We start from the raw sequence: 11,770 nt of genomic DNA, 5'->3' as shown, positions 1-11,770 counted from the left end.
AGAGTATTTAAGCCGTGCGCGCATCGGCATCCCTCGCTCTTCTTATCTTCATGGAAGTGGATAAGGTGTGTAGTAGACATAACAAGATCTTCTACGCGAGGGGCTTTCCTTGACCACCGAGACCACGAGTCCACTGACATACCGCGACGATTCAATTCGTCCCCAGGACGATCTCTACCGCCATAGCAATGGCAAGTGGTTCGAGACAGCCACCATTCCAGGAGATCAGGGAATCTACGGTTCCTTCATGGAGCTCCGCGACCAGGCCGAAGCCGCCGTTCATGGAATCATTACCGAAGCTGTTCAGAAGGTTGCTTCCGGTGCAGAAACGGACGATGCTACCCGCCGCATTGCCCACCTCTACAGCTCGTTCATGAATGAAGCCGTGATCGAAGAACGTGGTGCTGCTCCGGTAGCTGTCTTCCTGAACACCATTGCGGATATCCAGAGCACCGAGCAGCTGCTCGAGGTTTGCGGTTTCTTCCAGCGCAAGGGCATCAGCGGCTTCATGGATGTCGGCGCGATGAACGATGCCGGCAATCCTGATCGGAACCTGCTGACCTTCCTGCAAGGTGGTCTGGGCCTGCCTGACGAGTCCTACTACCGCGAAGAGCAGTTCGCTGAAACCGTAGCCGACTACCAAGAGCACCTCGGCCGGCTGCTGGGTCTTGGCAGCATTGCCGGCGCTGAAGCAGCCGCAGCCAGCGTCGTGGAGCTCGAGAAGGCGATCGCCTCTCACCACTGGGACCGGGTCAAGGTCCGCGACGCCCAGGCACGCTACAACCTGCTGTCCGGAGAAGAGCTCGCCACGTTGTTCCCAGGGGTGACCACCTGGCTGGCGGGAGCCGGTATCGAGCAGAAGTACTACAACGAGGTTGTCGTGTGGCAGCCAAGCTACCTTCAAGGGCTGGCGGGTCTGATCGACTCCCAGCCGTTGGATGCCTGGAAGAACTGGCTGCGGATACAGGTCCTGCGCTCGTTCGCACCCTACCTGTCCAGCGCCTTCGTCAACGAGAACTTCTCCTTCTATTCCGCAAAGCTCGGTGGCGTAGAGCAGCTCAAGGAACGCTGGAAGCGCGGTGTCGCATTCACCGAGGGTGCAGTAGGCGAAGACATCGGCCAGCTGTATGTGGCCCAGCATTTCCCGGCAGAGGCCAAGGACGCCATGGACGCGCTGGTCCAGCGGCTCATCGAGGCGTACCGCATTTCGATCAGCGAACTGTCCTGGATGGGACCGGAGACAATCGAGAAGGCGCTGGACAAGCTCTCCAAGTTCCGCCCGAAGATCGGCTACCCGAACCAGTGGATCGACTACTCCGCGATCAGCACCGATGAGCTGGATGTCATCGCCAATCTTGCCTCGGCGAACGAGTTCGAGTTCGCACGGGAATTGGAGAAGATCGATGACGGGGTGGACCGTGAGCTGTGGTTCATGTTCCCGCAGACGGTGAATGCCTACTACCACCCGCTGCTGAACGAAATCGCGTTCCCGGCTGCCATCCTGCGCCCGCCATTCTTCGACGTGAACCGCGACATCGCCTCGAACTTCGGCGGCATCGGCGCTGTTATCGGCCACGAAATCGGCCACGGCTTTGATGACCAGGGCTCGCAGTTCGACGGCACCGGCCAGCTGACCAACTGGTGGACCGATGAGGACCGGGCTTCCTTCGAGAAGCTGACCGGCAAGCTGGTGGACCAGTACAACGCGCTGTCGCCTGCGGAAGCCCCGGAACACAACGTCAACGGTGCACTGACCCTAGGCGAGAACATCGGCGACCTCGGTGGATTGGGCATTGCCTACAAGGCCTACAAGCTCGAGCTGGCGGCCCGCGGCATCCAGGAAGATGAAGTGATCGACGGTATCACCGGCGACCAGCGCTTCTTCTACTCCTGGGCCGAATGCTGGCGCACGCTGATCCGTCCGGAAACCGCGGTGGTGCGCGTGACCACGGACCCTCACGCACCCGGCGAATTCCGTTGCAACCAGGTGCCGAAGAACCTGGATTCCTTCCACGAGGCCTTCGGCACCAAGCCGGGCGATGGCATGTGGCTGGATCCGGCCGATCGCGTGGAAATCTGGTAAACCGCATCACCTAATGGATGGGGCAGGGGCAAAGCAGGCTTTGCCGCTGCCCCATCCTGCGTTGCGGGCCAAGATCACTGTGTAAGGCTGATCATGAAGGGCTTCAACTGCGCGCCATGACACGTAGAATGGACTATTGTGACTTCCGAAAATAATTCCGCACCGGCCCCAAATCCAAACGACCAACGACAGGTGCGCACCGATAAGCGCAACCAGCTGCTGGCCAAGGGCGAGGAAGCCTACCCGGTAGGCATTGCCCGCACCCACTCGTTGCAGGAAATCCGCGACAAGTACGAGCACCTCGAAGCCGGCGAGGAGACCGAAGACGTCGTCGGCGTCGTCGGACGCATCGTCTTCATGCGCAACACCGGCAAGCTGTGCTTCGCCACCTTGCAGGAGGGCGGCCAGAAGGGCGAAGGAGTTCGCCTGCAGGTCATGCTCTCGCTGGCCAACGTCGGCGAAGAGCGCCTGGCGCAGTGGAAGTCGCTCGTCGATTTGGGTGACCACGTATTCGTGACCGGCAAGGTCATCTCCTCGCGCCGCGGCGAGCTGTCCATCATGGCCGATGCCTGGGAGATGGCTTCCAAGGCCCTGCGCCCGCTGCCGGTGCTGCATGCCGATCTGAACGAAGAGACCCGCGTGCGCCAGCGCTACGCCGATTTGATCGTGCGCGACGAAGCCCGCGAGATGGTCTACAAGCGTGCCGCGATCATCCGCGCCGTGCGCAATACCCTGGAGAACCGCGGCTACGTCGAGGTTGAGACCCCGATGCTGCAGCTGGTTCACGGCGGCGCATCGGCCCGCCCGTTCAAGACCCACCTGAACGCGTTCGACCAGGAAATGACCCTGCGCATCGCCACCGAGCTGTACCTCAAGCGCTGCGTCGTCGGCGGCGTCGACCGCGTCTTCGAGGTGGGACGCATCTTCCGCAACGAGGGCGTCGACTCGACCCACTCGCCGGAATTCACCACCCTGGAATCCTACGAAGCCTATGCCGACCAGTACGTCATGGCCGACCGCATCAAGGAAATCATTCTCAATGCAGCTGACGCCATCGGCGCTGGCCGCACCATCGAAACTCCCAAGGGCACTGTCAACCTGGACGGCGAATGGCGCTGGGTCAGCGTCTACCCGGGCTTGTCCGAGGCTGTCGGCGTCGAGATCACGCCGGAAACGGACGCATCGGTGCTGCGCGAGATCGCTGCCAAGCACGAAGTGAAGATCGACCCGGCCTGGGGAGCCCAGAAGCTGGTCATCGAGCTGTTCGGCGAAATCGTCGAGCCGACCTTGATCGACCCGACCTTCGTGTGCGACTACCCGCCCCTGGCACAGCCGCTGGCGCGTCCGCACCGCTCGAAGCCGGGCGTTATCGAAGCATGGGACCTGATCATCGGCGGCATGGAGCGAGGCACCGCATTCTCCGAGCTGATCGACCCGGTAATCCAGCGCGAGCGCCTGACCGAGCAGTCCCTGATGGCTGCCGGCGGAGACCCAGAGGCAATGCAGCTTGATGAAGACTTCCTGCGTGCCCTGGAATACGGTGCACCGCCAATGGGCGGCATCGGTTTGGGCATCGACCGTCTGGTTATGCTTTTCACCAACGTCGGTATTCGTGAAACTATTCTGTTCCCACTGCTAAAGCCGGAGGCATAAGAATGCCATATATTGAGGCGATCGTCCCGACAATCTGCCTGGCGCTGCTTTTCTGGTACGTGATGAAAGCTATTACAAACGCGGATCGAAAAGAACGCCAAGCTGAAGCTGAAGCTGATGCGCTAATTCAAAATGGCTCGGATTCAAATAATCCAGTAAACGGGAATTAGTCGTTCCTGATAGAACCTTGTGAATTCTGATGATAATTAGAATTTAGCGTGCCTATTTGTATATGCTTGTTGTTTGAAATGGACTGATGGCTGAATGCCGATCTGTCCAGTACATTCAAGCTCGGAGGAACCCCTAAATGGCACGTCAGGTTCAAATTGCCCTGATCGACGATATTGATGGTAGCGAGGCAACTGAATCAATCGCATTCAGCGTCGCTGGTCAGCATTTTGAAATCGACCTGAACGACGAGCACGCTGCTCAGTTCCATGCAGCCATCGAGCCGTACATCGAAGCGGCTCGTTCGTCGAAGCAGACTGCAGCGAGCGAAGCTCCAGCAATCCGCGCATGGGCGAAGGAAAACAACATTAAGGTCAACGCACGCGGACGCCTTAATGCAGAGGTTGTAGATGCCTACAACGCTGCAATGCGAAAGGGTGGTCGAGGCCGCGCGAAGTAATTCGCGAGGTTTTGCACAAGTCTCAAATATGAGCCGGCACGCAATGCGTGCCGGCTCATATTCTTATAACGATGTTCGTTATTCACGATGCATTTTCATTGAAGATCGCAATATTGGTGAACCAAGTAATTCTCATTATGAATGCATGCCTATTACTGATTCCCGGTAACGGGGAGCCGTTTCGGTTATCCCTGTGGCGAACAAGGGAGCATTGCGGGCGCATGGTGCGTAGCATCGAATTATTGGTAAGCAAGGAGTGTGCCGAAGATGTTTGAGAGATTTACCGACCGTGCCCGCCGAGTTGTCGTGCTCGCCCAAGAAGAGGCGCGCATGCTCAACCACAACTACATCGGCACCGAGCACCTGTTGCTTGGTCTAATCCACGAAGGCGATGGCGTCGCCGCAAAGGCGCTCGAGTCGCTGAACATTTCGCTGGGTGCCGTTCGTGAGCAGGTTCAGGAGATTATCGGCAAGGGCCAGCAGGCGCCTTCCGGTCATATCCCGTTCACTCCTCGCGCCAAGAAGGTCTTGGAGCTCTCGCTGCGCGAAGCGCTGCAGCTGGGACACAACTACATTGGTACCGAGCACATCCTGCTCGGCCTGATCCGCGAGGGCGAGGGCGTTGCAGCCCAGGTTCTGGTGAAGCTTGGCGCCGACCTCGGTCGCGTGCGCCAGCAGGTCATCCAGCTGCTCTCGGGCTACCAGGGCGGCAAGGAGACCGCGTCCGCTGGCGTCAGCTCGGGCGGACAGCAGGAAGGTGCCCCTGCAGGCTCGGCAGTGCTCGACCAGTTCGGCCGCAACCTGACCGCAGCCGCCCGCGAAGGCAAGCTCGACCCGGTGATCGGCCGCGAGCATGAGATGGAACGCGTCATGCAGGTCCTCTCGCGCCGCACCAAGAACAACCCGGTACTCATCGGCGAGCCCGGCGTCGGCAAGACCGCCGTAGTCGAGGGCCTGGCCCAGGCCATCGTGCGCGGCGACGTGCCGGAAACCATCAAGGACAAGCAGCTGTACACCCTGGACCTCGGTTCGCTGGTGGCCGGCTCCCGCTATCGCGGCGACTTCGAGGAACGCCTGAAGAAGGTCCTGAAGGAAATCCGCACCCGTGGCGACATCATCCTGTTCATCGACGAGATCCACACCCTGGTCGGCGCCGGTGCCGCCGAAGGCGCCATCGATGCCGCGTCGATCCTCAAGCCGATGCTGGCCCGTGGCGAACTGCAGACCATCGGTGCCACCACCTTGGACGAGTACCGCAAGAACATCGAGAAGGACGCCGCGCTCGAGCGCCGCTTCCAGCCGATCCAGGTCAAGGAACCGTCCGTCGAGCTGACCACGCAGATCCTGCGTGGCCTGCGCGACCGCTACGAGGCGCACCACCGCGTGACCATCACCGACGGTGCGCTGCAGGCTGCCGCCCAGCTGGCCCACCGCTACATTTCCGACCGTTTCCTGCCGGACAAGGCAGTTGACCTGATCGACGAGGCCGGTGCACGACTGCGCATCCAGCGCATGACCGCGCCACCGGCACTGAAGGAAATGGACGAGGAAATCGCCACCGTGCGCCTGGAGAAGGAAGCCGCGATTGACGCGCAGGACTTCGAAGGTGCAGCCTCGCTGCGCGATAAGGAATCCAAGCTGATCGAGGCCCGCAACGAGAAGGAGAAGTCCTGGCGCAATGGCGACATGGACGAAATCTCCGAGGTGACCGAGGACCTCATTGCCGAGGTGCTTGCCAACTCGACCGGCATCCCGGTAGTGAAGCTGACCGAGGAAGAGTCCTCGCGCCTGCTCAACATGGAAGAAGAGCTTCACAAGCGCGTTATCGGCCAGGATTCGGCCATCAAGGCCATCTCGCAGGCGATCCGCCGCACACGTGCCGGCCTGAAGGACCCGAACCGCCCAGGCGGCTCGTTCATCTTCGCCGGCCCAACCGGCGTGGGCAAGACCGAGCTGGCCAAGGCGCTGGCGGAGTTCCTCTTCGGCGAAGAAGACGCGCTGATCACCCTGGACATGTCCGAATACTCGGAGAAGCACACCGTTTCGCGCCTGTTCGGTGCCCCTCCAGGATACGTCGGCTACGAAGAGGGCGGTCAGCTGACCGAAAAGGTCCGCCGCCGTCCGTTCTCCGTGGTGCTCTTCGACGAGGTGGAGAAGGCCCACGCGGACCTGTTCAACTCGCTGCTGCAGATCCTGGAAGACGGCCGCCTGACCGACTCCCAGGGCCGTGTGGTGGACTTCAAGAACACCATCATCATCATGACCACGAACCTCGGTACCCGTGACATCTCCAAGGGTGTGATGACCGGCTTCCAGTCGGCCGCGGATACCAAGACCGGTTATGAGCGGATGCAGGCCAAGGTCCAGGAAGAACTGCGCCAGCATTTCCGCCCTGAGTTCCTGAACCGTGTTGACGACACCGTGGTCTTCCCGCAGCTGAACCAGGAGGAGATCGAGGAGATCGTCGACCTGTTCATCGCACGCCTGGCCAAGCGCCTGAAGGAACGCGATATCACCATCGAGCTGACCCAGGCTGCACGCAGCCTGCTGGCCCAGCGCGGCTACGATCCGGCAATGGGTGCACGCCCGCTGCGCCGCACCATCCAGCGCGATATCGAGGACCAGCTCTCCGAGCGCATCCTCTTTAGCCAGATCGTTGCCGGCCAGAAGGTCACCGTGGACGTCGAGGGCGAAGGCGAGAGCCGCAAGTTCGTCTTCCACGCCGAAGGTGGCAACGGCCAGCTGGAAGGCGAGCCGGCACCGGCAGCCCTGGAAAGCTGAGCAGCTAGCGTCATCGCCAATAGCCGTGGAACTGGGAAATCCAGTTCCACGGCTATTGGCTTTAATCCGCCCATGTCGTAGGCTCAACACATGAAGATGCGAAGCAAGGGGCAGCAGATGATTGCCGCATCCTGCCTCGCCGTCATGGCCTATTTGGCCCTGTACCTTTTCCTGCGGCCCGAGCTTCCTGAGCGGCTGGTGCGCCACGCAGGAGCCGATGGTGCCGGATACAGCCCGACATGGCTGGTGGTGCTCGTAATCGGCGCTGTGGCCACGCTCAGCATTGCCATCGGCATCATCGCGTACCGCGACTTCACCTCACTGGGGCACTGGAATCCCGGGCCGAAATCCATTGTGGTCTGCTTCGTGGCAGCTGGCTTCGGAATCCTCGGGCTCGGTGCCGCCATGCTGTTCACCGTCTTAGGCCAAGACGCCGCCCAGCTGGGATCCTTGCCTGTCGGCATGGGGCTGATCGGTTTGCTCGGGGTCTTCGCGCTTTCTGCCGGGTTGCTGGCCAGGGCCCTGCCCAGGGCAGAGCAAGAGGCCCTCGACGCCTGAGAGGCGATCGAGGGCCGCCTTGCCAGCCGGACTTAGCGGCCTACCGCCTTGGCGACCAGCGCGGCAAGCTTTTCCTCCAGCTGCTCATCAAGCGCGGTAATGGCGAATGACGTGGGCCAGAGCGTGCCCTCATCGAGCTGCGCGACATCGTTGAACCCGAAGGTCAGGTAGCGGGTGCCGAACTTCTTGGCATCCTGCATGAAGCACAAGATCTTGCCGTCCAGGGCGTAGGCGGGCATGCCGTACCAGGTTTTCGGTTCCAGTCCAGGAGCCGTGGAGGTGACGATCCGGTGCAGCTTCTCGGCGAGAACCTTATCGTTCCCCTCGAAGGAAGCAATCTTCTCTTCAACTTCCCTGCGCGCCTGCTCGGCCTTCTCGGCCTTGGTCATGCGCTTCTTCGGAGCTCGCACCTCGGCTGCGCGCTCTTTCATCGCGGCCTTCTCAGCGGCCGAAAAACCCTCTTGTTCCGTACTGCTCATGCTTCGGCTCCCTATGCTGATTGGTTGATGCGGACCATATTTCCCGAAGGGTCGCGGAATGCGCAATCGCGCGGACCCCACGGCTGGTCCATCGGCTCCTGCAGGACTTCAGCGCCCGAGGCGCTCACGGTCTCGAACACCTGATCCAGGTCGGTAGTGGAAAGCACCAGCGGACCGATGGTTCCCTTGGCTACCAGCTCGGCCAGGGTCTGCGCATCGGCGTCGGAGCGGCCGGCGCCCGGAGCCGAAAGCACCAAGCTGGTGCCGGTGCCATCGGAGCCCGCAAGCGAGACCCAGCGGAAGCCGCCGTTGGCGACATCTGAAATTACCGTGAAGCCCAGCGCATCGCGGTAGAACGCGAGCGCCTCATCTACATCGAGCACGGTCAACGGGACATGATTGATTGAAATATTTGCCATGGCTCCAGCCTAGGCAGTGCCGCGCAGCGCGCGCTTCTTCAAAACTGCTCAGAATCTCTCGGGACGCAAAAGGATCTTGGCAATGCAGGCAGGGATCTGCTCCGTGGCAGAATGATCCCGTTCCCGGTAGGCGGACGGGGTTTCCCCCACCACTTCGGTGAAGCGTGTGCTGAAGGACCCCAGCGAAGTCCAGCCCACTTGCATGCAGGCATCAGTGACCGAGACTGACGCGCGCAGCAGATGCATGGCACGCTCAATGCGGCGGGTAAGCAAATAGGAATGCGGCGTCTCGCCATAGGCCCGCTTGAACTCCCTGGAAAAGTGCGCAGGAGACATGGACGCCCGCTGGGCCAATGCCGGCACATCCAAAGGCTCGGCATAGTTCCGATCCATCAGGTCCTTGGCACGGCGCAAATGCGCCAGTGCCTTCAGCGCTTCGGCATCCACTGGCTAACCTCGATTCCTGGCCCGCAGCACCAGGATTGCACCGAGCGCAGTCGAGCACAGGTAGATCCCGATGACCGCGATCCAGCCCGCGGTGAATCCACCGGCCGATCCCACCAGCAGGCCCATGGCCAGCGGCCCGACGGTGAATCCGCCGAACTGGCCTGCCGAGACGATTCCGCTGGCGCTGCCCAAGCGGCTTGCCGGGATCGCACGTAACAGGCCCGCCATGAGCACCACCGAAACTCCCAGGGCCGAGGCGCCATGCAGGGCAACCGCCAGCCAGAGCAGCGTCACCGAATGCATTTGCTGGGCCAGCAGGAAGCTGGCTCCGCCCGCAGTGGCCAGCGATGCCAGCAGCAGCAGGAGCTTGGGCGCTGAAACCCCGCGGGCCATCATCTGCCCCCAGCCGACGCGGGCACTGACCCCAATGACTCCGGCCACCGCAGCGGTCAGGCCGCCGGCCACCAAGGAGAAATCCAGTTCGCGGACCGCAAAGAGCGCCAGATAGACATTGGTTGCCTGTACGCCGACGCCGTTGATGAAACCGAACAGGGCCAGCGCGAAAATGACGAACTTCGTCGAGGGGGCTGCCGCGGCGATCGGCTTGTCCGCATCCGTCTTCGGCTTTTTCGGTGCAGGCACGCTGAGCATGGGGGTGGCGCGGACTACTCGTACGGCGATGAGCGCGAGCACTGCGGCGAGCACGGCGCCAGCCAGCGACGCGCCATGCCAGCCGATGAACGCCGCCAGCAACGGGAACCCCACGCTGCCTACGAGCTGTGAAACCTGCACGCCTGACTGCTTGATGCCGGTCCAGGTGATGCGCTGGGCGCTGGGGACGCGCTGGGCAAGAATGCGGTTGGTGACCCCGTTGGGGAATGATTGCGCGAAGCCGGCCAGCCCGGATGCCACCAGCAGCAGGACGTAGCCGGCGGGAATTGCCGCCAAGCCCAGAGCCACCGCTGTGGTGCCGAAAATCAGCAGCATCAGCCTGGTATCCGGTTGCCTGTCCGAGAACTTCCCGAAGACGGCGTTGCCCAGTGCAGCGCAGCCAAAGCAGGCCGTTGCCAGCAGGCCGAACTGGGATTCGGTGATTCCCAAATCCCTGATGACCAGGTCGCTGGTGGCGCTCAACCCGTAATTAAGCAGGGGAGCGATGCCCACTGCGGAGAGCAGGATGGCAAGCAACCCGAATCCGGGGCGTGCTGTTCTAGCTGGCATCCTCATCCTTGCTCCCGGGGCTTCAATGTTCAAGCTTATTGTGGCAGTTCTGCGTGCAGGATGTTCCTTCCATGACATATCCAGCGACTTCTTCGATTCTGCAAACTGGGAGGCATAGGATCTAAACGTGAACTCTTTTACCGTCCGCTCAGCCAAAACCAGTGATGTCAACGCAATCCGCAATCTTGTGCGTCCGCTGGCCGAGGAACGAATCCTGCTGGATAAGGAAGCGGTCACCTACTACGAGTCCATCCAGGAATTCCTGGTAGCCGAGGATCCGGAGGGCAACGTTGTCGGCTGCGGAGGGCTGCACGTCATCTGGGAAGACATCGCCGAAATCCGCACCCTCGCCACCTCCGATATGGTCCGCGGCATGGGGGTCGGGCACCTTTTGCTGGGAGAACTGCTCAAACGCGCCAAGGCTGTCGGGGTGTCGCGTGTTTTCTGCCTGACCTTCGAAGTTGCATTCTTCGAACGCCAAGGCTTCAAGGTGATGGCTGACCAGAGCGCCGTGGATCCCGCGGTGTACCAGGAGATCCTGCTCTCCCGGGATGAAGGCGTCGCTGAATTCTTGGACCTTGCACGGGTGAAGCCGAATACCCTGGGCAATACCCGCATGATCATTACGCTGGACTGATATTCCTACTCCATCCGGTCATAGCGGGCGCGGAACATCAGGAAGACCGCGTAGCAAACCAGGCCAGCACCGATGGCAATCAAGGCAACGGGCCCGAAGGGCTGGTCCTGGATGGCCTTCAACGCGCCATCGATGCCGCTGGCCTCTTCCGGGTCGCGCTGCACCGTGGCCACGATGAACAACAGGCCAACTGCACCCAGGACGGCGCCCTTTGCCGGGTAGCCGAGCATGCCTGAGAACTTCACCGCGCGGGAAACCTCCTTGTTTCCAGAACCCCGCAGATCCTCCAGGAACTTCTTGGCGGCTCCCTTGTAGATGTAATAGCCGGCCATGACCAGCATGCCGAGTCCGATGGCGATCAGCAAGGCCCGGCCAAGGCCTGTCTGCATCAGTTCGCCGCTGAAGCTGCTGGCGGTCTTTCCCGAATCGCTGGGATTCCCCGCGGCGAATCGTCCAAAGGTGAATCCGACAGCCAAGAACGATATCGAAGTAGCCGCGGACTTGAGCCTTTCCTTCAGCTTCTTCTCGGGCAAGAAGGCCTGCGCCATGGACCACAGGCCCAGCAGCAGGGCGCCGATTGCGCAGATCCACAGCAGAACCATGCCGAAGGGCTGGTTTGCCAGTGCGCCCATGGCTCCGCCCTGGTCGGCTTCCGCCTTGCGGCCGGCGGCGACAACAACTGCAAGGACTCCCAAGGTCGCATGGAGAATCCCGTTGGCGACGAATCCCAAGCGGGCGGCGCCCTCGAACCATGGATGCTCGGCTACGTGGCGAACCGTGCCGGCAGGGTCAACTGAAGCGTTCATGGGCTAAGCATAGGTACGCGCTGGCAGAGAAAGCCAGCAGGTACCCGCGTGTTCTTTG

At 61.4% G+C, this 11,770-nt stretch carries 12 protein-coding genes; 7 read left to right on the top strand and 5 right to left on the bottom strand.

The genetic code is table 11. The features are described 5' to 3' along the window. The first annotated feature begins 109 nt into the window (after nt 1-109). The 6 genes from ANI01nite_RS14350 to ANI01nite_RS14330 all read left to right on the top strand — a co-directional run bounded on the left by ANI01nite_RS14350 (nt 110) and on the right by ANI01nite_RS14330 (nt 7,703). Nucleotides 110-2,083, top strand: a complete 1,974-nt coding sequence (locus ANI01nite_RS14350; protein ID WP_141358758.1) for a M13 family metallopeptidase — start codon at nt 110-112, stop codon at nt 2,081-2,083. A gap of 138 nt (nt 2,084-2,221) precedes the next feature. Continuing rightward, nucleotides 2,222-3,736, top strand: coding sequence for a lysine--tRNA ligase (gene lysS / locus ANI01nite_RS14345; protein ID WP_038993580.1), 1,515 nt, complete (start codon nt 2,222-2,224; stop codon nt 3,734-3,736). Between the two features lie 2 nt (nt 3,737-3,738). After that, nucleotides 3,739-3,906 (top strand): hypothetical protein, encoded by a 168-nt coding sequence (locus ANI01nite_RS16775; protein ID WP_170214662.1) that lies wholly within the window; start codon nt 3,739-3,741, stop codon nt 3,904-3,906. Nucleotides 3,907-4,043: 137 nt separating this feature from the next. Beyond that, nucleotides 4,044-4,364: a histone-like nucleoid-structuring protein Lsr2 gene (locus tag ANI01nite_RS14340; RefSeq protein WP_038993581.1), complete on the top strand. Its 321-nt coding sequence runs from the start codon at nt 4,044-4,046 to the stop codon at nt 4,362-4,364. A 267-nt stretch (nt 4,365-4,631) separates the two neighbouring features. Then, complete coding sequence (locus ANI01nite_RS14335) at nt 4,632-7,145, top strand: ATP-dependent Clp protease ATP-binding subunit (RefSeq protein ID WP_141358756.1); 2,514 nt, start codon at nt 4,632-4,634, stop codon at nt 7,143-7,145. 90 nt (nt 7,146-7,235) lie between these two features. Further along, nucleotides 7,236-7,703 carry a hypothetical protein gene (locus tag ANI01nite_RS14330; RefSeq protein ID WP_141358754.1) on the top strand — a complete coding sequence of 156 codons (468 nt, stop codon included), beginning with the start codon at nt 7,236-7,238 and terminating at the stop codon, nt 7,701-7,703. Between the two features lie 32 nt (nt 7,704-7,735). On the opposite strand, the gene ANI01nite_RS14325 is transcribed toward ANI01nite_RS14330, so the two are convergent. The 4 genes from ANI01nite_RS14325 to ANI01nite_RS14310 are packed head-to-tail and all read right to left on the bottom strand — an operon-like array spanning nt 7,736 to nt 10,269. Beyond that, nucleotides 7,736-8,182, bottom strand: a complete 447-nt coding sequence (locus tag ANI01nite_RS14325; RefSeq protein WP_066144536.1) for an iron chaperone — start codon at nt 8,180-8,182, stop codon at nt 7,736-7,738. Between the two features lie 11 nt (nt 8,183-8,193). Further along, complete coding sequence (locus tag ANI01nite_RS14320; protein ID WP_073707950.1) at nt 8,194-8,601, bottom strand: VOC family protein; 408 nt, start codon at nt 8,599-8,601, stop codon at nt 8,194-8,196. A gap of 48 nt (nt 8,602-8,649) precedes the next feature. Continuing rightward, nucleotides 8,650-8,994 (bottom strand): helix-turn-helix domain-containing protein, encoded by a 345-nt coding sequence (locus ANI01nite_RS14315; RefSeq protein WP_052254094.1) that lies wholly within the window; start codon nt 8,992-8,994, stop codon nt 8,650-8,652. Between the two features lie 57 nt (nt 8,995-9,051). Beyond that, complete coding sequence (locus ANI01nite_RS14310; protein ID WP_170214661.1) at nt 9,052-10,269, bottom strand: MFS transporter; 1,218 nt, start codon at nt 10,267-10,269, stop codon at nt 9,052-9,054. A 127-nt stretch (nt 10,270-10,396) separates the two neighbouring features. Between ANI01nite_RS14310 and ANI01nite_RS14305 the strand changes: the two genes are divergently transcribed. Next, nucleotides 10,397-10,906 (top strand): amino-acid N-acetyltransferase, encoded by a 510-nt coding sequence (locus ANI01nite_RS14305; protein WP_141358750.1) that lies wholly within the window; start codon nt 10,397-10,399, stop codon nt 10,904-10,906. Nucleotides 10,907-10,911: 5 nt separating this feature from the next. Here the strand turns inward: ANI01nite_RS14305 and ANI01nite_RS14300 are convergent, their stop codons facing one another. Then, entirely contained in the window at nt 10,912-11,712 is an 801-nt protein-coding gene (locus ANI01nite_RS14300) for a DUF1206 domain-containing protein (RefSeq protein ID WP_038993590.1), read from the bottom strand. Nucleotides 11,713-11,770: the final 58 nt, after the last annotated feature.

Source organism: Glutamicibacter nicotianae (assembly GCF_006539525.1).
Lineage (GTDB): Bacteria > Actinomycetota > Actinomycetes > Actinomycetales > Micrococcaceae > Glutamicibacter > Glutamicibacter nicotianae.
Note: the sequence above shows the minus strand (reverse complement) of the source record. Positions and strands in the feature narration are given on the sequence as shown.